The 24,975-nt window shown below is 68.5% G+C and carries 26 protein-coding genes; 16 read left to right on the plus strand and 10 right to left on the minus strand.

Annotated elements, in window-relative coordinates; translation table 11 throughout:
* Positions 1–7 precede the first annotated feature (7 nt).
* The 3 genes from NE2_RS07545 to NE2_RS07555 all read left to right on the plus strand — a co-directional run bounded on the left by NE2_RS07545 (position 8) and on the right by NE2_RS07555 (position 2,465).
* Positions 8–421: a YchJ family protein gene (locus NE2_RS07545; RefSeq protein ID WP_063025118.1), complete on the plus strand. Its 414-nt coding sequence runs from the start codon at positions 8–10 to the stop codon at positions 419–421.
* Between the two features lie 144 nt (positions 422–565).
* Positions 566–838, plus strand: a complete 273-nt coding sequence (locus NE2_RS07550) for an Rdx family protein (protein WP_030514989.1) — start codon at positions 566–568, stop codon at positions 836–838.
* Between the two features lie 58 nt (positions 839–896).
* Complete coding sequence (locus NE2_RS07555) at positions 897–2,465, plus strand: carboxylesterase/lipase family protein (RefSeq protein WP_063025120.1); 1,569 nt, start codon at positions 897–899, stop codon at positions 2,463–2,465.
* A gap of 6 nt (positions 2,466–2,471) precedes the next feature.
* On the opposite strand, the gene NE2_RS07560 is transcribed toward NE2_RS07555, so the two are convergent.
* The 3 genes from NE2_RS07560 to NE2_RS07570 all read right to left on the minus strand — a co-directional run bounded on the left by NE2_RS07560 (position 2,472) and on the right by NE2_RS07570 (position 6,026).
* A complete protein-coding gene (locus NE2_RS07560) occupies positions 2,472–3,776 on the minus strand; it encodes a cytochrome P450 (protein ID WP_307617323.1) in 1,305 nt (434 codons plus the stop codon).
* Between the two features lie 100 nt (positions 3,777–3,876).
* On the minus strand, positions 3,877–4,593 hold the full coding sequence (locus NE2_RS07565; RefSeq protein WP_063025122.1) for a TIGR03089 family protein: 717 nt from the start codon (positions 4,591–4,593) through the stop codon (positions 3,877–3,879).
* Positions 4,581–6,026 (minus strand): LCP family protein, encoded by a 1,446-nt coding sequence (locus NE2_RS07570; protein WP_063025124.1) that lies wholly within the window; start codon positions 6,024–6,026, stop codon positions 4,581–4,583. Before NE2_RS07570 ends, NE2_RS07565 begins: the two co-directional genes overlap by 13 nt.
* Positions 6,027–6,301: 275 nt before the next feature.
* On the opposite strand from NE2_RS07570, the gene rfbD reads away from it, so the two are divergent.
* The 3 genes from rfbD to manB all read left to right on the plus strand — a co-directional run bounded on the left by rfbD (position 6,302) and on the right by manB (position 9,340).
* The gene (rfbD, locus tag NE2_RS07575; protein WP_063025126.1) at positions 6,302–7,165 is read left to right on the plus strand and encodes a dTDP-4-dehydrorhamnose reductase; all 864 of its coding nucleotides are present in this window, start codon (positions 6,302–6,304) and stop codon (positions 7,163–7,165) included.
* A 129-nt stretch (positions 7,166–7,294) separates the two neighbouring features.
* Positions 7,295–8,206 (plus strand): glycosyltransferase family 2 protein, encoded by a 912-nt coding sequence (locus NE2_RS07580; protein WP_063025128.1) that lies wholly within the window; start codon positions 7,295–7,297, stop codon positions 8,204–8,206.
* Positions 8,207–8,266: 60 nt separating this feature from the next.
* Positions 8,267–9,340 (plus strand): mannose-1-phosphate guanylyltransferase, encoded by a 1,074-nt coding sequence (manB, locus tag NE2_RS07585; RefSeq protein WP_062995279.1) that lies wholly within the window; start codon positions 8,267–8,269, stop codon positions 9,338–9,340.
* Between the two features lie 126 nt (positions 9,341–9,466).
* Here manB and NE2_RS07590 read toward each other — a convergent pair whose 3' ends face one another.
* The gene (locus NE2_RS07590) at positions 9,467–9,904 is read right to left on the minus strand and encodes a DUF4267 domain-containing protein (RefSeq protein ID WP_030514997.1); all 438 of its coding nucleotides are present in this window, start codon (positions 9,902–9,904) and stop codon (positions 9,467–9,469) included.
* An 88-nt stretch (positions 9,905–9,992) separates the two neighbouring features.
* On the opposite strand from NE2_RS07590, the gene NE2_RS07595 reads away from it, so the two are divergent.
* Positions 9,993–10,565: a TetR/AcrR family transcriptional regulator gene (locus NE2_RS07595; protein ID WP_063019578.1), complete on the plus strand. Its 573-nt coding sequence runs from the start codon at positions 9,993–9,995 to the stop codon at positions 10,563–10,565.
* A gap of 110 nt (positions 10,566–10,675) precedes the next feature.
* Complete coding sequence (locus NE2_RS07600) at positions 10,676–12,127, plus strand: phytoene desaturase family protein (RefSeq protein WP_063025373.1); 1,452 nt, start codon at positions 10,676–10,678, stop codon at positions 12,125–12,127.
* Positions 12,128–12,138: 11 nt separating this feature from the next.
* Here NE2_RS07600 and NE2_RS07605 read toward each other — a convergent pair whose 3' ends face one another.
* The 5 genes from NE2_RS07605 to NE2_RS07625 all read right to left on the minus strand — a co-directional run bounded on the left by NE2_RS07605 (position 12,139) and on the right by NE2_RS07625 (position 17,517).
* On the minus strand, positions 12,139–13,059 hold the full coding sequence (locus NE2_RS07605; RefSeq protein WP_063025130.1) for a cation diffusion facilitator family transporter: 921 nt from the start codon (positions 13,057–13,059) through the stop codon (positions 12,139–12,141).
* 83 nt (positions 13,060–13,142) lie between these two features.
* Positions 13,143–14,378: a mannose-6-phosphate isomerase, class I gene (gene manA, locus NE2_RS07610; protein ID WP_063025132.1), complete on the minus strand. Its 1,236-nt coding sequence runs from the start codon at positions 14,376–14,378 to the stop codon at positions 13,143–13,145.
* Positions 14,378–15,577, minus strand: a complete 1,200-nt coding sequence (locus NE2_RS07615) for a hypothetical protein (RefSeq protein WP_063025134.1) — start codon at positions 15,575–15,577, stop codon at positions 14,378–14,380. The genes manA and NE2_RS07615 overlap by 1 nt, the downstream gene beginning before the upstream one ends.
* A 92-nt stretch (positions 15,578–15,669) precedes the next feature.
* The gene (locus NE2_RS07620) at positions 15,670–17,052 is read right to left on the minus strand and encodes a phosphomannomutase/phosphoglucomutase (protein WP_063025375.1); all 1,383 of its coding nucleotides are present in this window, start codon (positions 17,050–17,052) and stop codon (positions 15,670–15,672) included.
* Between the two features lie 75 nt (positions 17,053–17,127).
* Complete coding sequence (locus NE2_RS07625; protein ID WP_030515004.1) at positions 17,128–17,517, minus strand: DUF3499 domain-containing protein; 390 nt, start codon at positions 17,515–17,517, stop codon at positions 17,128–17,130.
* A gap of 149 nt (positions 17,518–17,666) precedes the next feature.
* Here NE2_RS07625 and NE2_RS07630 point away from each other — a divergent pair, with 149 nt between their 5' ends.
* A complete protein-coding gene (locus NE2_RS07630; protein WP_195022669.1) occupies positions 17,667–18,143 on the plus strand; it encodes a metallopeptidase family protein in 477 nt (158 codons plus the stop codon).
* Positions 18,144–18,410: 267 nt separating this feature from the next.
* Here the strand turns inward: NE2_RS07630 and NE2_RS07635 are convergent, their stop codons facing one another.
* Positions 18,411–18,644 carry a WhiB family transcriptional regulator gene (locus tag NE2_RS07635; RefSeq protein WP_030515006.1) on the minus strand — a complete coding sequence of 78 codons (234 nt, stop codon included), beginning with the start codon at positions 18,642–18,644 and terminating at the stop codon, positions 18,411–18,413.
* 582 nt (positions 18,645–19,226) lie between these two features.
* Between NE2_RS07635 and cofD the strand changes: the two genes are divergently transcribed.
* The 7 genes from cofD (at position 19,227) to NE2_RS07665 (ending at position 24,752) form a co-directional block, all read left to right on the plus strand.
* A complete protein-coding gene (cofD, locus tag NE2_RS07640; RefSeq protein WP_233429704.1) occupies positions 19,227–20,240 on the plus strand; it encodes a 2-phospho-L-lactate transferase in 1,014 nt (337 codons plus the stop codon).
* A gap of 71 nt (positions 20,241–20,311) precedes the next feature.
* Positions 20,312–21,670 (plus strand): coenzyme F420-0:L-glutamate ligase, encoded by a 1,359-nt coding sequence (locus tag NE2_RS07645; protein ID WP_063025136.1) that lies wholly within the window; start codon positions 20,312–20,314, stop codon positions 21,668–21,670.
* Positions 21,667–22,185 carry an NUDIX hydrolase gene (locus NE2_RS07650; RefSeq protein WP_063025138.1) on the plus strand — a complete coding sequence of 173 codons (519 nt, stop codon included), beginning with the start codon at positions 21,667–21,669 and terminating at the stop codon, positions 22,183–22,185. The genes NE2_RS07645 and NE2_RS07650 overlap by 4 nt, the downstream gene beginning before the upstream one ends.
* A gap of 183 nt (positions 22,186–22,368) precedes the next feature.
* On the plus strand, positions 22,369–23,595 hold the full coding sequence (locus NE2_RS07655) for an alkane 1-monooxygenase (RefSeq protein ID WP_063025141.1): 1,227 nt from the start codon (positions 22,369–22,371) through the stop codon (positions 23,593–23,595).
* 67 nt (positions 23,596–23,662) lie between these two features.
* Positions 23,663–23,827: a rubredoxin gene (locus NE2_RS34775; protein ID WP_084493890.1), complete on the plus strand. Its 165-nt coding sequence runs from the start codon at positions 23,663–23,665 to the stop codon at positions 23,825–23,827.
* 67 nt (positions 23,828–23,894) lie between these two features.
* Positions 23,895–24,080, plus strand: coding sequence for a rubredoxin (locus NE2_RS07660; RefSeq protein ID WP_030515012.1), 186 nt, complete (start codon positions 23,895–23,897; stop codon positions 24,078–24,080).
* Between the two features lie 42 nt (positions 24,081–24,122).
* The gene (locus tag NE2_RS07665; RefSeq protein WP_051755834.1) at positions 24,123–24,752 is read left to right on the plus strand and encodes a TetR/AcrR family transcriptional regulator; all 630 of its coding nucleotides are present in this window, start codon (positions 24,123–24,125) and stop codon (positions 24,750–24,752) included.
* Positions 24,753–24,975: the final 223 nt, after the last annotated feature.

Consider the following 24,975-nt stretch of genomic DNA (forward strand, 5'->3'; position numbering starts at 1 on the left):
TCGTCCGATGGCCGATACCTTTCCCGAGCGCCCGGACGACACCGACCGCTGTCCGTGCGGTAGCGGCGAACAGTTCGGGCAGTGCTGCGGCCCGCGCCTGGACGACACCCGCCCGGCGCCGACCGCCGAGGCGCTGATGCGTTCGCGCTACACCGCCTTCGCCGTCGGCGATCGCGACTACCTGCTGCGGACCTGGCATCCGCGGACCAGGCCGCGACGGCTGGCACTGGATCCGGCGCAGCGCTGGGTATCGCTGCAGGTCTTCGGTACGGAGGCGGGCGGCCTGTTCGACGACACCGGAGTGGTCGAATTTCGCGCCACTTACCGATACGACGGCCGGCGGGGTGTGCTCTCCGAGTGCAGCAGGTTTGCTCGCGTCGACGGCCGCTGGGTCTACGTCGATGGAGATATCGAATCTTAACCGGCTCGTAAAGAGTTTCCAGTGCTCTCCCATTATCATTGCGGCAATACATTTCCGATTAATACAGATAGCGAAGGAGTTGCCGTAAACGTGGACAGCCGCGCGGTGACTACCGGGAATCGGGACCCTCATTAGGGTCACCGCATGGCACGAATCGCGATCGAATACTGCACGCAATGCCGGTGGTTACTGCGGGCCGGATGGATGGCCCAAGAGTTGCTGAACACCTTCGGCACCGACCTCGACGAGGTGGCACTGATTCCCGGAACCGGTGGAGTGTTCCGGATCACCGTGGACGGTGAGCAGATCTGGGAGCGCAAGGCCGACGGCGGCTTCCCGGATGTCGCCGGGCTGAAACAGCGCGTGCGCGACCGCATCGATCCCGCCCGCGACCTCGGCCACATCGATCGAGGTTGACGCGGTACGAATGATCTCGGACGTACTCTCGGTTACAGGGAGTACGAGGAGGTGCGAGATGAGCACTCAATTCTTCGAGGCGACCCCGGTCGAGGACACTGCCGGACCCGTCGCCCACACGACCAGCGGTGCGGTACGCGGATTCCGTACGGGATCGGTTCACGTATGGCGCAGCATCCCCTATGCCGCGGCACCGGCGGGCCCGAAGCGGTTCACCCGGCCGGAACCGCCCGAACCCTGGTCGGGAGTGCGTGACTGCACCGAATTCGGCGAGATCGCGCCGCAGACCATGGGCGATATGGTGCCCGTCGACTCGGGGCTGCGCATGGGCGAGGACTGCCTGTGGGTCACTGTGTGGGCGCCGGCCGCCGAGCCGGTGCAGCCGCGTCCGGTGATGGTGTGGCTGCACGGCGGCGCCTACTGTCTGGGCACGGCGGCCCAGGCGATCTACGACGGCCGCCGGATGGTCGAGATGGGCGACGTGGTGATCGTCGCGGTGAACTATCGGCTCGGCGCACTCGGCTTCCTCGATCTGTCCTCGCTGGGCGACGGGTTCGTCGCCAACCTCGGCCTGCACGACCAGATAGCGGCGCTGGAATGGGTGCGCGACAATGCCGCCGCCTTCGGCGGCGATCCGGGCAACGTCACCGTTTTCGGCGAATCCTCCGGCGCCGGATGCGTCACCGCGCTGCTGACCTCGCCGCGGGCCGCGGGCCTGTTCCACCGCGCCATCGCGCAGAGCCCCCCGGCCACGACGGTCTTCGGCCCCGATCGAGCCGCAGGGGTGGCGAGCCGCTTCCTGGAACTGATGGATCTGCCGCCCGAACGTGCCGGGGAACTGCTGGAATGCCCCATCGAACGGATCGTGGACGCGGCCGGAATCCTGCTGGACGAGGTGCCGCTGCAGTCGCCGGGGCGCTTGGCCGCGGCGCCGGTGGTGGACGGTGATCTGCTGCCCACCTATCCGACCGACCGCTTCCAGCAGGGCCGCTCGCATCGCGTACCGCTGATCATCGGCACCAACAAGGACGAGGCATCGCTGTTCCGGCTGTTCCGCTCGCCGATCATGCCGGTGACACCGGATGCGGTGAACGCGATGCTCAATGCCGTCGCGGGGGAACACCCCGGGCTGTCGCACGAGCGCATCGCCGAAATCACCTCCGCCTACCCGGATCTGGCCAAGACTCGCGGCGCGCTGGCGATGTCGACCGATGCGGCGTTCCGGATGCCGGCACACTGGGTCGCCGATGCGCATTCCCGGCACAGCCGCACCTGGATGTATCGGTTCGATCAGGCCACGCCGATGCTGAAGGCGGCGCGGGTAGGCGCCGGCCACGCCACCGAATTGCCGTACATCTTCGGCAATTTCGGCTCCTTCGATCACGATCCGACCTTCTGGCTGGGTGGTCGCAAGGTCGCGAGCGAGGTTTCGGGCCGGATGATGCGGCGCTGGCTGGCCTTCGCCGAGCACGGGGTGCCGGCCGCGCTGGACGGCTCGAAGCATTGGCCGCCCTACCGCGAATCCACCCGCACGACACTGGTCGTCGACGCCGCGGATCGAGTCCTCGACGATCCCGATCACGATCTGCACACCGCCTGGGGCGACCAGGCGGTCGGCTTCAGCTGAGCCGGCTCAGACGCTGCTGGGCTGTTCGGCGCGCTTACCGAGCAGCACCGGCACCCGGCTGTAGCCGTGCAGGGTGAACAGCGGCCGGCGCCGCGGGCGACCGGCCAGCACGAGATTCGGGAAACGCTCGAACAGCGACCGCAGCGCGTACGTGCCCTCCATCCGGGCCAGGCTCGCGCCCAGGCAAGCGTGGATGCCGCTGGAGAACGTCAGGTGATCCTTGGCGTTGGCGCGGGTGACGTCGAAGCGGTGCGGTTCGTCGAATACCTTCGGGTCACGGTTGGCGCCCGACAGCGACAGCACCACCGTGCTGCCCCGGTGCACGGTGACCCCGCCCAGCTCCGCATCGCGCCCGGCGATGCGGCCGGTGTTCTGCACCGGGGCGTCGAAACGCAGAATCTCCTCGATCGCGTTGGGCCACAGCTGCGGATCCTCGCGCAGGAGGTCCAGCTGATCGCGATGGTTCACCAGTTGCACGACGCCGTTGCTGATCAAATTGACCGTGGTCTCGAATCCGGCGCCCATCAGTAGCGTGGCGGAGGCCTTCAACTCCGTGTTGTCCAGCGTGCCGGAACTCACCAGGCCGGACAGGATGTCCTCGCCCGGTTCGCGCCGCAGCCGCGCGATGTGCTCGTCGAGATAGTGGTCCATCTCCAGAATGGCCGCCGAGGCATCGCGGGTGGTGGGCCAGCTGATGCCGATGTCGAGCATCGGCGACACGGCGTCGCCCCACGCCAGGAAGCGGTCGCGGTCGGCGTCGGGGAAGCCCAGCATTTCGGAGATGATCGCGATCGGCACCTGGGAGGCGAAATCGGCCACCAGATCAGCCGAACCGCCGGAGGGCAGGGCATCGAGCAGTTCCGTGGTCACCGATTCGACGCGGTCGCGCAGCCGGGCGATCGCGCGCGGAGTGAATGCAGAGGCCACCGGTTTACGCATCCGGGTGTGGTCGGGCGGATCGATCACCAGCATCGACGGCGGCTGCACCGGATTGGGCGGCAGCGGCGCCAGATCCATCAGCGGCCGCAGCGGTCCGGGCACGAAACCCTCGGCCGCCGCGACCTTGAAGGTGGTGTCGCGCAGCACGGTCCGCACCACCTCGTAGTCGGTGGTCGCCCAGCCGAGGGGGGAGTGCACCAGCCGTCCCTGTGCGCGCAAGGATTCCAGCAGTGGTATCGGATCATCGACCGCCTCGGGGCTGGACATCAGTTGTGCCACGGTTTCGCCGCGCCGGGCGTAGGTCTTCAAGACCAGCCGCGGCGTGCCCTGCACCACCAACCATCGAAACCAGTACTGCGGCTTCATCGCCATCCCCGTTCGTCGTCCGGTTCCCTGACCCCCACACTACGGAGTAGCGGGCGAGCCGAAAACGGACTGCGGGTGGATCGCCGTGCCCTACCCGGGTAGGAGATCAGGGCCGGCGAGTGGTGACGCGCTCGGTGTCGATCCGGTGCTCGAGCCGAGCCGGATCCGGGGCGGTCACCTGCACCAGCGAGGCCCCGGCCGCGTACACCGCCAGCAGTCCGTCGATCAGGTGGGCGGTGGTGTCCCAGTCGGTGGTGGACAGCACCCGGTCGCTCGCGGTGAACCCCTGCTGTTCGGCCGAGGCCCGGGCCGCGGCCACGGTCTCGGCGACGGTGGCGCCGTCGAGGGCGGCGCCCGCGCCCGACGGGTGGAATTGATCACCGTGCGCCCGCACCGACGTGGCGTAATCGGTGACGCCGACCGGCAGATCGGCGACGGGCATGCCCATGGGATCCAGCGACAGCGCGGCCACCTCGGCGATATCACCGGCCTCGTCGATGCGCGCGGCCGAGACCAGCGCGAGTTCGGCGTCGGCGTCCGGCCGCAGCACCACCTCCGTGCCCGCCCACCAGCAGCCGAGCAGGACCGCGGCGGTCTGCCAGTGCGCGGGCAGCAGCACCGACACCCGTGCGCCCGGAGCGAGGCCGAATTCGTCGCGAATCATATTGGCGGTCTTGGCCGCCCAGTTCGCCAGCGTCAGCCCGGACAGTTCGATGCGGGCACCGGTGCTGTCGTCGTAGTGGGTGATCCGGGGCGCCGCGGGCTCGCGGGCGAGGATCGGGCCGAGCAGGGCATCGGTGAGAGTGTCGTTCAGTTCACGCATTTCGGTCCGTTCTGGCCGGCGTCGATGGGAGGCGCGGGCGGCACCGGTGTCGCGGTGCCCGAGGCCGGCGAGGTTCCGGACATATCGAACAGACTGCCGGCCGCCGAGCCCGGACCAGAGTAGTCATCGGCGAGCACTACGCGCACCGCGCCCTCCGGCACATCCGGTGCGGCGACCACGGTCAGGCCGCCGAGTGCCTCGGCGACCGCCTTCGCCTTCGGATCGGAGCTGGAGGCGGCGAGCACCCGGCTGCTGCGCACCGGCGAACCCGGCCAGTTCTCGACGGTTCCGGTGTGGAAACCCTTGCCGGTCAAGGCCTGCGCGACCTGGCCGGCCAAACCACCGGTACTGCCGGCGTTGTAGACGTCGGTGGTGACCGAACTCGGCGCCACCGCCCGGTCGTCGTCGGGATCGTCGGTGGTGGCGCCGACCGCCGCCGCGACGAAGGATTTCACCGATTTCGGATCGACCTTCACCACGGATTCGCCGTCGGCGGTCGTCCCGTCGAGGTCCTGCACCGGAATGGTCTCGAAATTCACCTTCCCGCCGGACAGATCCTGTAGCTGATGCATGAAGGCCACCACGTCCCAGTCCTCGTCGAGCACGATCGTGCGGCCGACGGCGTCGCCGAGTTCGCGCAACTTCGCGGGATTGGCGAGGATGCGCGCGTTGAGCGCCTTGTTCACCAGCGAAGCCATGAACACCTGCTGACGCACGATCCGATCCAGGTCACCGCGAGGCAGATCGTGGCGCTGGCGCACGAAGCTCAGTGCCTGCGCCCCGTCCAGGCGTTGCTGTCCGGCTGGGAAGTCCGCGCCCGAGAGCGGTTCGTCCACCGCATTGTTCAGGCATACGTCCACCCCGCCGACGGAATTGGTGAGCAGCACGAATCCGAGCAGTCCGACCTCGGCGTAGTGGTCGACGGTGATCCCGGTGAGGTTGGAGACCGACTTGATCAGCGCCTGCCGGCCGGCCTGGGTGGACTTCTGCTCGATCTGGGAGTCGGACAGGCCCTGCGACGCGTATTTCTGCCGGGCGTTCTCCTTGGTCGCGCCGTAGGCGGAGTTGATCTTGCCCTTGCCGATGCCAGGGATGTCGACGTAGGAATCGCGCGGAATCGAGATCGCGGTCGCCGAACGGCCGTCGTTGGGCACCCGGACCAGCACGATGGTGTCGGTGTTGGTGCCGACTTCGTCGCCGGCGTGCAGCATCGCCCGTTCCTGGTCGCTGAGCGGATTGCCGTGTGCGTCGGTGCGGCTGTCGATGCCGACCATCAGGATGTCGACCGCACCGTCGTGGCCGCCGCCCAGGCCGAGATTGCCGATCCGCTCGATACCGGAGATCAAGGAATCCACACTGTGCCAGCCGAAGCCGGTGACGATGAACACCACGGCCGCGGCGGCTACGGCGAGCAGCCGTCCGAGACGATTCACCCCGGGATCCGGACTCGGGCGAACGCCGCGAGCTCGCGGGATGCGGCCGCCGGGCAGTGGTGCTCCGGCGCCGCGGGGCGGCGACGACGCACTTCTGTTCTGCGGCACTCCGTATTCCTTTTCCACGCTCGATCGACCCCCGTTCGAGAATCTGCCCGCGTAGCCCACCGCCGCCGATACCGGTGGCGTACCGGGGAGTTCCCGGATTCGAGGCTATCCAACCAGTGCGCCCGCACCGCTGAACCGCTGTTGGCGTGGCGTGCCAGACTTGCCGGGTGAGTCCCGATTCCCACTCCCGGCTCGTGATCACCGGTGCCGGCGGACAGCTCGGCCGGGCGTTGCGCGCGGCGGCGCCCGCGGCACTCGCCCTGGGGCGTGCCGATCTCGACATCACCGACGCCGAGGCGGTGCGCGCTGTCGTGCGTCCGGGCGACGTGGTGCTCAACTGTGCCGCCTACACCGCCGTCGACGCCGCCGAGTCCGACCACGAGGCGGCGTATGCGGGCAATGTCATCGGGCCGGCGGTACTCGCCGCCGCCTGCCGCGTGGCCGATGCGCGCCTGATCCACATCTCGACCGATTACGTCTTCGACGGCACCGCCTCGGACCCGTACGAGCCGGACGACCCGACCGGACCGGCAAGTGTGTACGGGCGTACCAAACTGGCCGGTGAGCAGGCCGTGCTCGGAGAGTATCCGCAGGCCACGATCGTGCGCACGGCCTGGGTCTACACCGGTGACCGCGGCGACTTCGTGGCGACGATGCGCCGGCTCGAGGCCGAACGCGAGACGATATCGGTGGTCGACGATCAGATCGGATCGCCCACCTACGCCCCCGATCTGGCGCAGGGTCTGCTGGAACTAGTTGCACGACAGCCGGTTCCGGGGGTACTACACGCGAGCAATGCGGGTGCGGTCAGCCGCTTCGGGCTGGCGCGTGCGGTGTTCGCCGAACTCGGGGCCGATCCCGAGCGGGTGCGGCCCTGCGGCACCGCCGATTTCCCGAGTCCCGCACGGCGCCCGGCGTACTCGGTGCTGTCGAATCGGGCGTGGGCCGAGGCCGGGCTCACCCCGCTGCGTGAGTGGCGCGCGGCGCTCGCCGACGCGCTGGCACGCCTATCGGATCGGGCGAAACCGTGATTCTTCCTGCTCGCCGCCGCGCGAGGCGGCGAGCGTGAGCACCGGTGCAGGCCGTCAGTCTGATAAGGCCCTGTGGGTGGCTGCGCTCGGGTGCCTACTCCGGCCTCTCACCCATTAGGCTGGCCTTCCGTGAGCGCTTCGGATTCAGCCCCTTCCGCGGACCGTACCCCTCAGCTGGCGGTGGTCACCGTAACCTATTCGCCGGGCGAGCATCTCGACCACTTCATCAGCACACTCGCGACCGCCACCGCGGAGAAGCCGCAGGTGATCCTCGCCGACAACGGCTCGACCGACGGCGCTCCCGAGCTGGCCGCGGAGTCCAACGAACACGTCACGCTGCTGCGCACCGGCGGCAACATCGGTTACGGCGGCGCGGTGAACCGAGCGGTCGCCGAGCTCGATCCGGGTATCGAATACGTGATCATCGCGAACCCCGATGTGCGCTGGGGTACCGATTCCATCGATCAGCTGCTGGCCGCCGCGCGGCGCTGGCCGCGAGCCGGGGCGCTCGGGCCGCTGATCCACGAGCCGGACGGCAGCATCTATCCCTCCGCGCGGCGGGTGCCCGGCCTGCTCGACGGCGCCGGTCACGCGATCCTCGGCACGGTCTGGCCGGGTAACCCGTGGACGCGCCGGTACCGGCAGGAGAACGAGGAGATCGCCGAGCGCACGGTCGGCTGGCTGTCGGGTTCGTGCCTGCTGGTCCGGCGTGACGCGTTCGACAGCATCGAGGGCTTCGACTCCCGCTACTTCATGTACATGGAAGATGTCGACTTCGGCGACCGGATGGGCAAGGCCGGCTGGCACAACGTCTTCGTGCCGACCGCCGAGGTTACCCACGCCAAGGGCCACGCGGCCGGGCGGCATCCGGAGACCATGTTGCCCGCCCACCACGCCTCCGCCTATCGTTTCCAGGCCGACCGCCATCCGCACTGGTGGCAGGCCCCGCTGCGCTGGGCGTTGCGGGCCGGACTTGCGATTCGCTGCAAACTTGCGGTTCGATCTGCGCTGCGCGAGCGCGACCGCGAAGCGCAGCGATAACGCGTGGACCGAACCTGAACAGGGGAAGACTGATGCCGGACAATTCGGGAGGGAGCGGGCGTGGATACCGCAACTGACGCCGTGATCCTGGTCGGTGGCCAGGGCACCCGGCTGCGCCCGCTGACGCTGTCGGCGCCGAAACCGATGCTGCCGGTCGCCGGTCTACCGTTCCTGCATCACCTGCTGGCCCGGATCGCCGATGCCGGCATCACTCATGTGGTGCTGGGCACATCGTTCAAGGCCGAGGTCTTCGAGGAGCATTTCGGCGACGGAGCCGAGCTCGGCCTCGACCTCGAATATGTCACCGAGACCGAACCGCTCGGAACCGGCGGCGGCATCCGCAACGTGCTGCCGAAGCTGCGCGCCGACAACGTGATGGTCTTCAACGGTGACGTCCTCGGCGGCGCCGATCTGGGGGCCGTGCTCGATACGCACGCCTCGACCCGTGCCGATGTGACCCTGCATCTGGTCCGGGTCGGCGATCCGCGCGCGTTCGGTTGCGTGCCCACCGACGAGACCGGCCGGGTCACCGCGTTCCTGGAGAAGACCCAGGATCCGCCGACCGACCAGATCAACGCCGGCTGCTACGTCTTCCGCCGCGAGTACATCGAGAAGATCCCGAGTGGCCGTCCGGTATCGGTCGAGCGCGAGGTGTTCCCGTCGCTGCTGGCCGAGGGCGCCCACATTCAGGGCCATGTCGATGCCTCGTATTGGCGCGATATGGGCACGCCCGAGGATTTCGTGCGCGGGTCCGCCGATCTGGTGCGCGGCATCGCGCCCTCTCCGGCGCTGCCGGGGCAGCGCGGCGAATCACTGGTTCATCCCGGTGCCGGCGTCGCGCCGGGTGCGCTGCTGATCGGCGGCACGGTCGTGGGCCGCGGCGCCGAGGTCGGCGCCGGTGCGCGGCTGGACGGTGCGGTGCTGTTCGACGGTGCCCGGGTCGAGGCCGGCGCCACCGTGGAGCGCTCGATCATCGGATTCGGCGCGCGCATCGGTCCGCGAGCGCTGGTCCGCGACGCCGTGATCGGTGACGGCGCCAGCGTCGGCGCACGCTGTGAGCTGCTGCGCGGCGCCCGCATCTGGCCGGGCGTGGATCTGCCCGACGGCGGGATCCGCTTCTCCACCGACGTCTAGTTCCGGTCGCCGCTCCAGGGCTGTGAATCGGCCGTGCTGTGAATCGGCCGTGCTGTGAATCGACGAGGCCGCCCGTGCACTCGCACGGGCGGCCTTTGTCGGTGTAGCGGCCAGGGCTCCCTACGACTATTGCGAGACAGCGGTGACCGGCACCGCTGCGACGGTGTCGCGGGACGACTCCGCCGAACGCTCGCGCACGAGCAGCACGCCGGTGGCCGCGACCAAAGCTGCGGTCAGGCCGTGCACGCTCAGCGCGGTGGTCACCGAACCGTGGTTGTTCAGCACCGTCAGCATGTCGCCGACCGGGGTCACCGCGACGGCGAGCATCGCGATACCGAGGGCGAAACGCTGCCGCGTCAGCAGCAGCGCCAGCAGCACCACGCCGGAGCTGATATCGCGGACTCCCTTCAGTGTCATGAAGGCCGACGACTCTCCCTGCGGCCAGGCCGGAAGCCCGAAACCGGGTGCCATGGAATTCGGTGCGAGGACGTAGCCGAGGCCGATGTACAGGATGAAGGCGACGCCGATCAGGACGAGGGCGGTGGCGATGCGAGTACGCGTCATTGTCTTGCTCCAAAATCTAGCGTTGCTAACCGATGAGTCGATCGTAAGTGGTGATCGCTAACTTGTCTAGCGTTGCTAGAATTTCGATATGACGGTTCAGGAACGCAAGGAACGCGAACGTGCCCAGCGTCGGCAGGCGATCATCGACAGTGCACGTGAACTGGCCGAATCCGACGGCTGGGATGCGGTGACCGTGCGCCGGCTCGCCGAACGCATCGAATACAGCCAGCCCGTGCTCTACAGCCATTTCTCGGGAAAGCGAGCGATCGTCTCGGCTGTCGCCGAGGAGGGGATCGCCCTGCTCAGAGATGTCCTGCGGGCCGCGCGCGAACAGGCCGACGGCCCCGACGCCGCGATGGAGGCGGTCGCCCGGGCGTATCTGCACTTCGCCGCCGACAATCCCGCCCTCTACGACGCCATGTTCGTTCAGGACACCGAACTGCCCTTCGGTCCCGACGCCCCGCAGACATTGCGCGACTGCTTCGAGGAACTCGAGCGACTCTTCCGCCCGCGCGTCCCCGACGACGAGTCCGGGGCGTACACCGAAGTGTTCTGGAGCGCACTGCACGGGATGGCGGCATTGGACCGAAGCGGTCGCCTGCGCCCCGACCTGTGGGAACAACGCATGCACGTCCTCATGCGCTGGGGCACTCGCAGTTGACGAGCTCCGAAGTGGCGTGGCACCGCAGCCGCTCGGCGTGCCATCTGCCGTAGCCGGTCGGTGCGCCGGGATGCCGTGGAGCCCTTGGTTTTCGCCCTAAGGTGGTGATCATGGCGGATGCGGTGGTGGTCGGCTCCGGGCCTAACGGTCTGGCCGCGGCGGTGCTGCTGGCCCGCGCGGGGCTAGAGGTGGAGGTATTCGAAGCCGCGGATCATGCCGGCGGTGGCTGCCGTACCGCCGAGCTCACCCTGCCCGGCTATCACCACGACGTGTGCGCGGGCGCGCATCCGATGGCGCTGGCATCCCCGTTCTTCCGCGCCTTCGATCTCGGCGCGCACGGCGTCGAACTGGCGACTCCCGAGATCTCCTACGGACATCCGCTCGACGGCGGGGTGGCCGCGTCGGCCTGGCGGGATCTGGATCGGACGGTCGAGGGCCTGGGCCGCGACGGTGCGACATGGCGGCGCCTGTTCGCCCCGCTGGTGCGACAGTGGGAGGCGGTGGTGGAGCTGGGGATGTCGGACCTGCGCCATATCCCTCGTGATCCGCTGTCCGCCGTGCGCTTCGGGCGCCGGCTGCTCGAGCAGGCATCGCCGATGTGGGACCTGCGTTTTCGCGAGGAGCGCGCAGCGGCACTGTTCACCGGGGTGAGTGCGCACGCCATCATGCCGCCGCGGCAGTTCGCGGCGGCCGGGGTGGCGCTGCTGCTGGGCACCCTCGGTCATGTGGGTGGCTGGCCGATTCCGCGCGGCGGCTCGCAGGCCATCGTCGATGCGCTGATCGCGGATCTGGAGCGGCACGGTGGACGCGTCCACACCGGGCACCGCGTCGATTCCCTGGACGAATTCGCCGGTGTGCGAACGGTTCTGCTCGACACCGCGCCGACGGAGCTGCTGCGGATCGCGCGAGTTCCCACGGCATATCGAAACCGGCTGCAGCGCTATCGATTCGGCGGCGCGGCCTGCAAGGTGGATTTCGCGCTCTCGGGTCCGGTGCCGTGGCAGGCGTCGGAGCTGGCGGCCGCGGGCACCGTGCACGTCGTCGGCACGCGAGCCGAGGCGATGGCCGTCGAACGTCTCGTCGCGTCGGGACGCCACGCCGAGCGGCCCTACGTCCTGGTGATCCAGCCGGGCGTGGTCGATTCGTCCCGGGCTCCCGGCGACAACCACACGCTCTACGCCTATGCCCATGTACCCCACGGATCCGGCCGCGACGTGAGTCCCGAAGTCGTCACGCAACTCGAGCGCTTCGCCCCCGGCTTCCGTGACCTGATCCAGGCCACCCATGTGCGCCCCGCCGCACACATGTCCGCGCACAACGCCAACTACGTCGGCGGCGATATCGCGGCCGGCGCGATGACGCCGGCGCAGACGATCTTCCGACCGACGCCGCGCTGGAACCCATATGCCACACCGCTTCCCGGTGTGTACCTGTGCTCCGCGGCGACCCCGCCGGGGCCCGGCGTGCACGGCATGTGCGGCATGCACGCCGCGACTCGTGCGCTGCGCGAACGGTTCGGCATCCGCCTCGACCCGGCCGTCCTGCTCGGCGTGACGAGCTGAACCGGAAGGACCTACACCGGCTGGGTGCGGTACAGATCGGGTTCGATGTACATGACCCGGGCGGCGGGGACGGCGGCCCGCACCCGGGCTTCGGCGTCGTCGATCGCGGTGGCGATATCGGCGATCTCGAGTCCGGGCACGATCGACACCTTCGCCGCGACGAGCATCTCCTCCGGGCCGAGGTATTCGGTGCGCAGGTGGATGACCCGGTCGATGCGCTCGCCGTCGACCAGATTCGCGCGGATCGCCGCGTCCTGCGCGGGCGTCGCGCCCTCACCGATCAGCAGGCTCTTCATCTCCACGATCAGCACGACCGCGATGACACCGAGCAGCACGCCGATGCCGAGGGTGCCGATACCGTCCCAGATCGCGTTGTCGGTCACCACGGTCAGCACCACGGCGACCAGCGCGATCAGCAGGCCGATCAGCGCACCGGTGTCCTCGAGCAGCACCACCGGGAGTTCCGGGCTGCGCGAATTGCGGATGAACCGCCACCAGCTCGCCCCCTCGCGCAGGGGCGAGGACTCCCGCATCGCGGTCATGAAGCTGTAGCTCTCCAGCGCGGCCGCGATACCCAGGATCACGATCGCCACCGCGGGAGAGGTCAGTTCCTCCGGATGCTGGATCTTGTGCACACCTTCGTAGATGGCGTACATCGAGCCGAGCGAGAACAGCACCAGTGCCACGACGAACGAGTAGAAGTAGCGGTTGCGCCCGTAGCCGAACGGATGCAGGTCGTCGGCTTCCTGTTCGGCACGTTTCTGCCCGAGTAGCAGCAGTCCCTGGTTGCCGGTGTCGGCAACCGAGTGCACGGCCTCGGCCAGCATAGAGCCGGAACCGGTGATCGCGGCGCCGACGAATTTCGCCACCGCGATGCCGGCATTCGCGCTCAACGCCGCGAAGATCGCCTTCTTTCCGCCACCAGCAGACATGGTGCAGCCCCGGTCCTTCCGTCCCCGGCGCTCGCCGGTAGATGTCCGATTTGTTCGATCAATCTACTAAAGCGGCCGCGCGCTCACTCGCCCACACACGCGCAGAACAATTGCGCCGGGCCGCCGAGGGCCCGTGCCTGGATATCGGTATCGGTGGCCGAGATCCACGCGGCGCTTCCGGCCGCGATCGGCAATTCGCTCCCGGCCTGCGACAGCAGGACGGTCCCGGCGGTCACCAGCATGATGCCCGGTCCGACGCGCGGGATGTCGACCGCCGCGGCGTCCTCGGCCAGTTCGAAGCGGCGCAGCGCGAATTCCGGTGCGGGCGTCGGATACCGGAACGAGTGCGCATCGACCGGTTCGGGTTCGATGATCGGCGCCCGCAGCGGTTCGAAATCCAGCACGCGCAGCAGTTCGGGCACGTCGACATGCTTGGGAGTGAGCCCCCCGCGCAGCACATTGTCCGAATTGGCCATGATTTCGACGCCGATACCGCGCAGGTAGGCGTGCAGACTGCCGGCGGCCAGGAACAGGCCCTGTCCGGGTTCGAGGGTCAATCGGTTCAGCAGCAGGGCGGCCAGGACCCCGGCATCACCCGGATACGCCTCGGCCAGTTCCAGCGTGGTGCGCGCCTCGGCCGCGAATTCCTTGGCCAGTCCGGGGGGTTCGAGCGGGTCGACCTGTTTGAGATAGCGCACACATCCGTCGAGGACCTTGGGCAGCAGTGTGGCCAGCATGGCCTGCGGCAGGGTGATCCAGGTGGTGAACAGCGTGCGCAGGCCGCCCGAGTCCGGCTGGGCGGCAAGCAGTTCGGTGTACTGCACCAGTTCCGGCACGGCCAGCGAGTTCAGCAGGTCGACGGTGCGCAGCGGGTCGCGGAAGCCGGCCAGCGCCTCGAACCGGTCGAGTGCCACCACCAGTTCGGGTTTGTGGGAGTCGTCGCGGTAGTTGCGCATAGGGGAATCCAGCGGCACCCGCGTGTGATTCTCCCGCTCGAATCCGTAGCGGGCCTGATCGGCGCTGGGATGTGCCTGCAGTGAGAGCGGTTCCTCGGCGGCCAGGATCTTCAGCAGGAACGGCAGACGCCCGCCGAACGCCGGTGCGACCGCACCCAACTCCCGGTTCGGCTCGGCCTCGAGCAGTTCCAGCAGCGAGCGGCCGGCGCCGTCGGCGAGGACCTTCGCCGGGTCGGCGGGGTGGGCGCCGAACCACAGTTCGGCTTCGGGATGAGGGGAGGGAACCTCCCGACCGCACAGCTGAGCGAGGGCGGTGCGAGATCCCCAGGCATAGGAACGCAACGCACCAACGAGTTCGTGCACTAGTAGTGGCCCCCGTCGTAGTGGGCGGGACGGCTCGTGGCTGGGGGGCCGCCGAGCAGACGCAGATACGCGGCGGCCATTTCCAGCCGCAGCACCAGCACCGCCAGTTGTTCCAGCTCGCTGCCGCGCCCGGCCACCGGCGCCTGGGGTTCGCTCGCCCCCGTCTCGCGCGGCACACTCGCCTCGGTGCGCATCAGTTCGATGTCGACGTTGACCAGATCGGCGTCGACGATGCCCGCGCCCGCGCCGAAGACGGCCAGCCGGCGCCGGGCCGCGACCTGGTCGCCGTCGGCGCTCACCACGAAGACCCGGGCCCGATCGACCGGCGCCGGCCCGTCCAGCTGCTCGTCGTGGAACAGCGGATCGTAACCGGGTGCGGTCGCCTCGGCGGATTCGATCAGCCGGGCGTTCGCGGCCACGGCCTCGGTGAGGTCGACGGCGGCCGCGATCTGTCCCGCGGTCTGCAACAGCACCTCGGCGCCGTGCTCGGCCACCACCGCGGCGGCGGGGGAATCGCCGGTCAGCACCAGCCGCCGTTCCCGCATCCGCGCGGCGAGGGTTTTGGCGGGGTTGTGGAAAACCTCGTGGTGCGGTCCGTCGCGCAGGGCCTCGGCGTCGAGCGCGTCGGCGAGTTCGTCGAGGTTCGGCACCAGCGGTCCGATATGCGTCGGATCGATCGCCTGCAGCACCGCGATCCCGACGGCGACGAAGCGCAGAATCCGGTTGTGGTCCAGCACCCGCACCCGCGGCGGCAGCATGGCCGCGCGTCCGGCGGCCGCGGCCCGCATCGGGCCCTCGTCGGGCGCGGCGACCACGACTTCGGCGCCGCGGCGCAGTGCCCGGTCGACGGCGCCGGTCAGTCGCGGATCGGCCGAGTCGTCGCCGGCCACGACCACCACATCCAGCGAACCGACCCACTGCGGAATCGTGGTGGCGCTGATGATGGGCAGCCCCGCGCGGTCGCCGAGCGCGGCTTGCAGCAGAGTGGCCGCCCGGGCCGCGCGCCCGGTGCCGGAGACCAGCACCAGACTTCGCGGCCGCAGCCCATCGAGCCGGATGAGCGCGTTTTCGGCGACGGCGGCCGCTGTGGCACGCACCTGGGCGCCCCCCGAGGCGGCCGAACGCAAAATTCCCCCGGAATCCGCGGCCTCCAACGAGGCGACGTCATCGAGGTCGAGTACGGGTGTCCCTGCGATCATCGGGCGTTGCCACCTCCCCTCAATCGGGTCACCACGCCGGGGGATGTCGTTGTCCCCGGGCGAATCCAAGCCCTGTGATTCCACTATTCCAGTCAGCCGCGCACGATGCTCAGAATCTCGGTTACGAGTGCGTCTACTTCCTCCTGCGAACGGGCCTCGACGTTGAGTCGCAACAGCGGCTCGGTGTTGGATGCGCGCAGATTGAACCACGCCTGTCCGGGCAGCCGCACGGTCACGCCGTCGAGCCGGTCGACCGATTGCGCGCGCCCTTCGAATGCGGTGACCACCGCCAGGGTTCGGTCCTGCGCATCCGCCACTGTGGAGTTGATCTCCCCGGACGCCGCGTATGTCGCATACGAGGACGCGAGCTCCGACATCGGCCGGTCTTTCTCACCCAGGGCAGCCAGCACGTGCAGAGCGGCCAGCATACCGGAGTCGGCACCCCAGAAGTCGCGGAAGTAGTAGTGCGCGGAGTGCTCGCCGCCGAAGATCGCGCCGGTCGAGGCCATCTGCTGCTTGATGAAGGAATGGCCGACGCGGGTGCGGACCGGCGTGCCGCCGAGTTCGGTGACCAGTTCGGGCACGGCCTGTGAGGTGATCAGATTGTGAATGATCGTGGCGCCCGGCTCTTTCGCCAGTTCGCGCTCCGCGACCAGCGCGGTGATGGCGGAGGGGGAGACCGGTTCGCCGCGCTCGTCGACGACGAAGCAGCGGTCGGCGTCACCGTCGAACGCCAGGCCGATATCGGCGCCGGTCTCGCGGACGTACTTCTGCAGGTCGACCAGGTTCTTCGGATCCAGCGGGTTCGCTTCGTGATTGGGGAACGATCCGTCGAGTTCGAAGTAGAGCGGGGCGATGGTCAGTTGCGGCACGGCGCCCAGCACGGCCGGGACCGTATAGCCGCCCATGCCGTTGCCCGCGTCCACGGCGATCTTCAGCGGCCGGATCGCGCCGAGATCGACCAGGCCGCGCAGGAATTCGGCGTAGGCCTCGAGCAAGTTCTGCTCGGTGGCGGTGCCGCGGGTGCCCGGCCCGGCGGGTACGCCGTCGACGAGTTCCTCGGCGATGGTCGCGAGCCCGGTCTCCTGGCCGACCGGCAGCGCGTTGGCCCGGCACAACTTGATGCCGTTGTAGCGGGCGGGGTTGTGGCTGGCGGTGAACATCGCCCCGGGGCACTGCAGATGGCCGGAGGCGAAGTAGAGCTCGTCGGTGGAGGCGAGCCCGATGTGGACCACGTCGAGCCCCTGATCGAGGACGCCGTCGGCGAAGGCGGCGGCCAGTTCCGGAGAGGAGTCGCGCATATCGTGACCGATGACGATGCGCGTGGCGGGGGTGGTGTCGGTGTGCATCAGCCGGGCGAAGGCCGCGCCGACGTCGCGGACGAATTCCGCGTCGATCTGCTCTCCGACAACCCCGCGAACGTCGTATGCCTTGACAACTGCGTGAACGGACTCGGCAGACCGGGCGACTGTCATGACCAACACCCTAATAGGGCCCCAGGCTCGGCCGGGCTTCAGGCCGGTCGCGCGTGTGGCGCGTGCGGTGCTGGCTCAGTTCGGGGGGTCGGGCAGCACCCGGAGATGGCCGCGGCGGCCGGTGCGGCCGGGCCGCTGGGGTCGCGCCGGCGGTGGGGAGTAGTCGCTGTAGCCGCGCTGCTCGGGTTCCGGCGCGCGCCGCCGCATACCGGCTTCGCGGACGGCCTCGGCCAATGCCGTCAGGTCGTCGTCGTCCGGTGTGCTGGAGGAGAATCCACCTTCGTGCCGGACCAGTTCCCAGCCCTTGGGGGCGGTGATGCGGGAGCCGTGGGTTTCGCACAGATCCCAGGAGTGCGGTTCGGCGACGGTGGCGAGGGGGCCGACGACTGCGGTGGAGTCCGAGTAGACATACGTGAGCGTCGCGACGGCCGGATTCTTGCAGCCTGGGCGGCAGCAACGACGCATGGGAATCACATCCAGCAGACTAACCCCCCGCGCCGTGTGTCGCAGACAGACACGCGGGCCGGTGCCCGGCCGGTTCGGGGTGCGCGGGGGCTCCGGCTCCGGGAGAGCACGTGGCCGCGCCCTCGGCGCGGTGACTACTGTCGCAAGGTATGACCCGATCGAAGAGGCGGCCGGTGACGACCCGTTCGGTGGTTCGCCGCGGGCGCGGTGTGCGCGGACCGATGCTGCCGCCGTCGGCGCCCGCGCGCCGCACCCGCGGCCAGCAGTTCGACCGGCTGGTATTGGAGGCGTTCGCCCCTCTGGACGCCCGCTGGCACGATCGCCTGACCAAACTCGACATCGCGGTCGACGACGTCCCCAAGATCCGCCCGCTGCACCCGGATTCGGTCACCTGGCCCGACGAGGTGGTCGCCGACGGCCCGGTCCCGCTCTCCCGCTTGGTTCCGGCCGGAGTGGACCGCCACAACGTAGCCACCCGAGCCCGAGTGGTCCTGTTCCGCAAACCCCTCGAACTCCGCGCCCACGACCCGGAAGACCTCCTGGACCTCCTCCGCGAAGTCCTGGTCCAGCAGATAGCCACCTATCTGGGCGTCGACCCGGAGATCATCGACCCGACAGGGGAGTAGGCGCGGAAGAACTGCCGGTCACCGCGTTCGCCGATGAGAACGAACGCCGGGCGACCATGAACGAGTGCCGGGCGACTCACTTCCCGTCGCCCGCCCCGCTCCGCCGAAACGAAGCGAGGCGAACGGGGTGACCGGACAACAGATTTCGTGAGCACATGGGTAACTCACCGGGTACATCCAGAACCCGACCAGGCCCACGACCGCCGGCCCGAAGCGAACCTCCCCCGGCTCTCACGGCACGCAAAATATCCGGAGAGGCGGGTGAGCTCAGCTGATGCCGCGCTTGAGGCGGCGGCGTTCGCGTTCGGACAGGCCGCCCCAGATCCCGAACCGCTCATCGTGCGCGAGTGCGTACTCCAGGCACTCGTCGCGGACCTCGCAGCCCATGCAGATCCGTTTGGCTTCCCTTGTGGAGCCGCCTTTTTCGGGGAAGAAGGCTTCCGGATCGGTTTGGGCGCACAGCGCCCGTTCCTGCCACTGTTCTTCGATGGTGTCGAACATCGCATCGAAGTCGGTGACGATGAGACTCAGCTGCGGTGGTTCGGGTTTGCGCTGGGTGCGCGCCCACTGCCCTCCCTGCGGAGTTCTGTTGAGCGATCCCGATTCGTTGTTCACCGTGCTGCCCCCCTCTCGTTCGTCGTTCCGGCTGTCAGCGCAGTCGCTTGGTGCTGCGCATGCTGTGGAATCGGTTTGCGATACACCGCCCGGAATGCCCGACGGGGCCAGCTCCTCGGCCATCGCTCCGCCTCCTCACTGTGTGTTAGCGCAGAATGATTTTTCCGTCGGACCGGACGTGCCCACCGACGGTCCCACACCGCGACGTAGTCCCGCGGACATCCCCGAGCTTGTCGTTCCGATGCGAACATGCGTTCGAAACGCGGTCTGCGCCAAAGGCTCTCGCGCGGACCCGGAATGACATGTCTGTGATTAGACACGCCGGACGCGCCGATGGTCAAGCTGCCGACACAATTCCGTTACTATCCGAGGCCGCCTTCGGCGCGGTTCGGTAACCCCGAAGTAGCAAATGACCAGCAAATACGCACTCGAACACCCGCTTCCGGGCACCGCATAGGCTGTGCGGATGTGACTGGAGAACAAGCGGACATCGCGGCCGAGATCGAGCGGATTGATCGTAAACCGCGCATTGCGGTGTTGGTCGGTGGAGTCGGCGGCGCGCGCTTCTTACAAGGTGTGCGGGAACTGCTGCCGGAAGCAGATGTAACGGCGCTGGTGAACGTCGGCGACGACGTCTGGATGCACGGTTTACGCATCTGTCCCGACCTGGACACCTGCATGTACACGCTGGGTGGGGGTATCGATACCGAGCGCGGCTGGGGGCGCGTCGGGGAAACCTGGCACGCCAAGGAGGAACTGGCGAAATACCACGCGCAACCGGATTGGTTCGGACTCGGAGATCGCGATATCGCGACGCATCTGGTGCGCAGTGAAATGCTGCGCGCGGGATACCCGCTCTCGGCGGTTACCGAAGCTCTGTGCAATCGCTGGCAGCCCGGTGTGAAACTTCTCCCGGCGACCGACGATCGCTGCGAAACCCATGTTGTGATCAGTGACCCCGACAACCCTGGCGAACGCCGCGCGATTCATTTCCAGGAGTGGTGGGTGCGGTACCGAGCAAACGTCGAGACCCATGGATTCGTCACAATCGGGGCGGATCAAGCCAAACCCGCCCCTGGTGTGACGGAAATCATAGAGGCTGCTGATGTGGTGCTGCTGGCACCCTCGAACCCCGTGGTGAGCATCGGTGCGATCCTCGCCGTGCCGGGTATCCGGGGCGCGCTGCGGACCACCTCCGCCAAAGTCGTCGGTTTATCGCCCGTGATCGGGGGAAAACCCTTGCGCGGCATGGCCGATGAATGCCTCGAGGTGATCGGCGTGGAAACCTCGGCCGAGGCCATCGGACGGCACTTCGGCGCCCGGTCCGACACCGGCATCCTCGACGGCTGGCTGATCCACTCGACCGACGAGGCCGACGTACCGGGTGTGGAGGTGCGCAGCGTGCCGCTGCTGATGACCGATCCCGCCGCCACCGCCGCGATGGTGCGGGAAGCGCTCGATCTCGCGGGAGTGCCGGCATGAGCGATCAGGCGCGGAGGCGGGAGCGGAGCGTAACCACGCGGCACCCAGCTCATACCGAAAATGAGCACAGCATGAGCGATCAGGAGCGAAACACCGATCACGCGCCCGGCGGGGAGATCCGGATCATCCCGGTGCCGGGGCTGCCGGAATTCCGGCCGGGCGACGATGTCGCGGAACATATTGCGGCCCAGGCTCCTTGGCTCGCCGACGGGGACGTGCTGGTCGTGACCAGCAAGATCGTCGCCAAGGCCGAGGGCCGCATCGTCGAGGCGCCGCGGGATCCGGACGAGCGCGACGCGGTGCGACGGAAACTGGTCGATGCCGAGGCGGTGCGGGTGTTGGCGCGCAAGGGCCGCACCCTCATCACCGAGAATCACCTCGGCATCGTGCAGGCCGCTTCCGGCGTGGACGGCTCGAATGTGGAACAGGGCGAATTGGTCCTGCTGCCAACCGATCCCGACGCCAGCGCGAAGGCGTTGCGGGCGGCATTGGCCCAGCGCCTCGGCGTCGACGTCGCGGTGGTGATCACCGACACCATGGGTCGCGCCTGGCGCATCGGGCAGACCGATGCCGCGATCGGCGCCGCCGGCCTGCGCGTCGTGCACGACTACGCCGGCGCGGTCGACGGGCAGGGTAACGAGTTGCAGGTCACCCAGGTGGCGGTGGCCGACGAACTCGCTGCCGCAGCGGATCTCGCGAAGGGCAAGCTGGGCGGGGTGCCGGTCGCGGTCGTGCGCGGGCTGACTCCGCACGACGACGGATCCACCGCCAGGGATCTGCTGCGCGGCGGCGAGGAGGATCTGTTCTGGCTCGGCACCGCCGAGGCGATCGAGCGTGGCCATCGGGAAGCGCTGCTGTTGCGCCGCTCGGTGCGGACCTTCGCCGAGATCCCGGTCGATCCCGAGGTGATCCGGGCCGCGGTCGGCGACGCGCTCACCGCGCCGGCGCCGCATCACACCCGGCCGGTTCGCTTCGTCTGGGTGCGGCAGCCGGAGCTGCGCGCGCGACTGCTGACTTCGATGGCGGCGCAATGGCGGGACGATCTCGGTGGCGACGGCCTCGATCCCGAGCGGGTGGAGCGCCGGGTCGCGCGCGGCCGGATTCTGTTCGAGGCCCCGGAGGTGATCATCCCGTTCTGTGTCCCCGACGGCGCGCACGACTATCCGGACGAGCGCCGCCGTGCCGCCGAATCGACCATGTTCACCGTCGCGGTGGGCGCGGCTGTGCAGGGACTGCTGGTCGGCCTGGCCACGCGGGGCGTCGGCAGCTGCTGGATCGGCTCGACCATCTTCGCGCCCGAGGTGACCCGCGAGGTGCTGGGGCTGGCGCCGGACTGGAATCCGTTGGGCGCCATAGCCGTCGGCTATCCCGAGGAGGAGCTTTCGCCGCGCCCGCCGCGCGAGGCGGGAACGGGTCTGGTCGAGTTGTGAGTACCGAGTCGCTGCACGCCTCGGCCACCGAGCTGCTCGAAAACTGGAAGCCCGCGACGCATCCGGAACAGTCCGTGCGCGAGGCGATGCTGGCGTTCCTGGGGTCGGCTCCGCGCGGGTGTCTGCGCGAACACGCACCCGGCCACATCACCGCGTCGGCGGTGGTGTTCTCCTACGACGAGCGTGAGGTGCTGTTGACGCTGCACCCGCGGGTCGGCCGGTGGATCCAGCTGGGCGGTCACTGCGAGCCGGGGGACGAGACCGTCGTCGACGCCGCGTTGCGGGAGGCGACCGAGGAGTCCGGGATCGCCGGGCTGGAGGTCGAACCCGGCCTGTACGGCGCGCAGGCCCATCCGATCACCTGCTCGCTGGGGGTGCCGACCCGCCATCTGGATCTGCTGTTCAAGATCCGGGCTCCGCGCGGCGCGGTGCCGGTGCGCAGTGCGGAGTCGACTGATCTGCGGTGGTGGCCGGTCGACGCGCTGCCCGCCGATTCGGACGTGCTGTTGCGCTGATCCAGCTTTCGCCGACGGGGCGGGTCGCCGAACGGCATCCGTCCCGCCCGGCCGCCGCGCGGTCACAACGCGTTTACAAATCGGCAAAAATGTATAGACACCCGACAGGCATCGGCATATTGTCCACGGTAATGGTTACCCACATCACAGTAGATGTGGCAGCTGTATCGAATGGAGACGACGATGTCGACCGAAGCCGGAACCGCCGACGGCCTGCTCGACTCGGGATGGCGTGACCGCAAGCGCTATATGTGGTTGTGGGGGTTGTTCGCCCCGACCGGGCTGTTCATCATCGGCCTACCGCTGATCTGGGGATTCAACGAACTGGGCTGGCATACCCTCGCGAAAGTGCCGTTCTGGCTCGGCCCGATCCTGATCTATCTGGTCATTCCCGCCGCCGACCTGTTCTTCGGGGCCGACGGTGAGAATCCGCCGGACGAGGTCATGGAGTATCTGGAGAACGACCGGTACTACCGCTACCTCACCTACATCTACCTGCCGTTCCAGTACGCGTCGCTGGTCATGGCGTGCTACCTGATCACCGCGGACAACCTGAGCTGGCTCGGCATCGACGGCGGGCTCACCGTCGTGGACAAGATCGGCCTGGCCCTGACGGTCGGAATGATCGGCGGCATCGGAATCAACACCGCTCACGAACTCGGGCACAAGAAGGTCCATCTGGAACGCTGGCTGTCGCGCATCGCGCTGGCCCAGACGTTCTACGGCCACTTCTACATCGAGCACAATCGCGGGCATCATGTGCGGGTTGCCACGCCGGAGGATCCCGCGAGTTCTCGTGTGGGCGAGACGTTCTGGGCGTTCTGGCCACGCACGGTCTGGGGCAGTCTGCGCTCCGCGTGGGGCCTCGAGCGCACCCGGCTGGAACGGCTCGGGAAGCGGCCGTGGAGTCTGCACAACGATGTGCTCAGCGCGTGGGCGATGTCGCTGGTGCTGTACGCGGCGCTGGTGGCCGGCTTCGGCATCGAGGTCCTGCCGTATCTGGTGCTGCAGGCGGTGGTCGGCTTCAGTCTGCTGGAGGCGGTCAATTATCTGGAGCACTACGGTCTGCTGCGGCAGCGCACGGCCCGCGGCCGGTACGAGCGGCCGACACCGCGGCACAGCTGGAACAGCGACCACCTCGTCACCAACATCTTCCTGTACCACCTGCAGCGGCACAGCGATCACCACGCCTACCCCACCCGCCGCTACCAGACTCTGCGCAGTTGGGACGGCGCGCCGAATCTGCCGAGCGGTTACGCCAGCATGATCCTGCTCGCCTACTTCCCGCCGCTCTGGCGGCGCGTGATGGACAAGCGCGTTCTGGCCCACTACGACGGCGATCTCACGCTGGCGAATGTTCAGCCGAGCAAGCGGGACAAGGTCCTCGCGCGTTACCAGGAGGCACGGTGAGCGACAATCGCGCAGCGGCTCGACGTGCCGACCGGGTGCGGGTGTCCCGCATGACACAGGAGGGATGATGGGGGCTTTTCGTTGCCCTGTCTGTGATTACGTGTACGACGAGGCGAAAGGCGCTCCGCGGGAAGGGTTTCCAGCGGGCACGCCGTGGGACTCGGTGCCGGACGACTGGTGCTGCCCGGACTGCGGGGTGCGGGAGAAGATCGATTTCGAGGAGGCAGGGTGAGTGACAATCGCGGAGCGGCTCGCCGTGCCGATCGGGTGCGGGTGTCCCGCAAATTACAGGAGGCACGGTGAGTCGGCCCTATCGGATTTTTCAGTGCATCCAGTGCGGCTTCGAATACGACGAGGAGCAGGGCTGGCCGGACGAGGGTATCGCCCCGGGAACGCGCTGGGAGGACATTCCGGACGACTGGACATGTCCGGACTGCGGCGCGGCCAAGGCCGACTTCTTCATGGTCGAGATCGAACGTTCGTGAGTCGTTTTGACTGCGGAATCGACCCGTGACACCGTCGCGGGTATGCCGCGTAACGGATCCCGGGTCCCGTATCAGGAGGCGGCGCGGACCCTGCTGCGCACGTCGGTCCTCGACGCGATGCGGGAACTGCTGATCGAGCGGGACTGGGCCAAGATCACACTGGGCGACGTCGCGACGCGGGCGGGGGTGAGCCGCCAGACCTTGTACAACGAATTCGGCTCCCGGACGGGGCTGGCGCAGGCGTATGCGCTGCGGCTGGCCGACCAGCTGGTCGACCATGTCGGAACGGCCATCGAGGACAATGTGGGGGATGCGCGGGCGGCGTTCCGCGAAGGCCTGGCAAATTTCATCCTCGACAGTGCGGCCGATCCGCTGGTGCAGTCACTGGTGGTCGGCGAGGCCAAGTTGGATCTGCTGCGGTTGATCACCCTCGACGCCGGACCGCTCATCGAACATGCCGCCCGGCGCTTGGGCGCGGCATTCGAAAACAGCTGGGTGGGGGCGTCGCCGGCGGAGGCGGATGTGCTCGCGCACGCCCTGGTGCGCATCGCCATCAGCTACATCCCGACCCCCGCCGCACTGCACCGCGACGCCCCGGAGGAGCTGAGCAGGTTGCTGTCGCCGTATGTGGAGGCGATTCTCGCCGCGCGGGACCGGACCGGTGGCCGGTAGCCCGAAATCGCCCTGTGACTGATAACGATTCGTCCGCGGGCCGGTTGGGGTGCCGGCCGACAACCGAGCGTGCGCTCTCCGGCCGGATCGAGTGGACTGATGGGCGCTGACCTGGGCGCTCGCTGCGGAAACGATGGTTGCTCATGTGATGCGGCGCGGCTGGTTCCGGCCCCCGCTGTCTGTGACTTCGGGTCCGCCTGTGTAACGGTTACCACTTTGCGGG

The sequence above is a fragment of the Nocardia elegans NBRC 108235 genome (assembly GCF_001612845.1).
Classification (GTDB): Bacteria; Actinomycetota; Actinomycetes; order Mycobacteriales; family Mycobacteriaceae; genus Nocardia; species Nocardia nova.

What these genes read in the sequence shown, in the direction of transcription:
- NE2_RS07630 (WP_195022669.1), top strand. Translation starts at nt 17,667, where the DNA reads ATGACCCGATCGAAGAGGCGGCCGGTGACGACCCGTTCGGTGGTTCGC.
- NE2_RS07560 (WP_307617323.1), bottom strand. Translation starts at nt 3,776, where the DNA reads ATGGCGATGAAGCCGCAGTACTGGTTTCGATGGTTGGTGGTGCAGGGC.
- NE2_RS34775 (WP_084493890.1), top strand. Translation starts at nt 23,663, where the DNA reads ATGGGGGCTTTTCGTTGCCCTGTCTGTGATTACGTGTACGACGAGGCG.
- NE2_RS07665 (WP_051755834.1), top strand. Translation starts at nt 24,123, where the DNA reads ATGCCGCGTAACGGATCCCGGGTCCCGTATCAGGAGGCGGCGCGGACC.
- NE2_RS07595 (WP_063019578.1), top strand. Translation starts at nt 9,993, where the DNA reads ATGACGGTTCAGGAACGCAAGGAACGCGAACGTGCCCAGCGTCGGCAG.
- NE2_RS07615 (WP_063025134.1), bottom strand. Translation starts at nt 15,577, where the DNA reads ATGATCGCAGGGACACCCGTACTCGACCTCGATGACGTCGCCTCGTTG.
- NE2_RS07590 (WP_030514997.1), bottom strand. Translation starts at nt 9,904, where the DNA reads ATGACGCGTACTCGCATCGCCACCGCCCTCGTCCTGATCGGCGTCGCC.
- NE2_RS07545 (WP_063025118.1), top strand. Translation starts at nt 8, where the DNA reads ATGGCCGATACCTTTCCCGAGCGCCCGGACGACACCGACCGCTGTCCG.
- NE2_RS07655 (WP_063025141.1), top strand. Translation starts at nt 22,369, where the DNA reads ATGTCGACCGAAGCCGGAACCGCCGACGGCCTGCTCGACTCGGGATGG.
- NE2_RS07605 (WP_063025130.1), bottom strand. Translation starts at nt 13,059, where the DNA reads ATGTCTGCTGGTGGCGGAAAGAAGGCGATCTTCGCGGCGTTGAGCGCG.
- NE2_RS07620 (WP_063025375.1), bottom strand. Translation starts at nt 17,052, where the DNA reads ATGACAGTCGCCCGGTCTGCCGAGTCCGTTCACGCAGTTGTCAAGGCA.
- NE2_RS07645 (WP_063025136.1), top strand. Translation starts at nt 20,312, where the DNA reads ATGAGCGATCAGGAGCGAAACACCGATCACGCGCCCGGCGGGGAGATC.
- NE2_RS07625 (WP_030515004.1), bottom strand. Translation starts at nt 17,517, where the DNA reads ATGCGTCGTTGCTGCCGCCCAGGCTGCAAGAATCCGGCCGTCGCGACG.
- NE2_RS07635 (WP_030515006.1), bottom strand. Translation starts at nt 18,644, where the DNA reads ATGTTCGACACCATCGAAGAACAGTGGCAGGAACGGGCGCTGTGCGCC.
- NE2_RS07550 (WP_030514989.1), top strand. Translation starts at nt 566, where the DNA reads ATGGCACGAATCGCGATCGAATACTGCACGCAATGCCGGTGGTTACTG.
- NE2_RS07555 (WP_063025120.1), top strand. Translation starts at nt 897, where the DNA reads ATGAGCACTCAATTCTTCGAGGCGACCCCGGTCGAGGACACTGCCGGA.
- NE2_RS07565 (WP_063025122.1), bottom strand. Translation starts at nt 4,593, where the DNA reads ATGCGTGAACTGAACGACACTCTCACCGATGCCCTGCTCGGCCCGATC.
- NE2_RS07600 (WP_063025373.1), top strand. Translation starts at nt 10,676, where the DNA reads ATGGCGGATGCGGTGGTGGTCGGCTCCGGGCCTAACGGTCTGGCCGCG.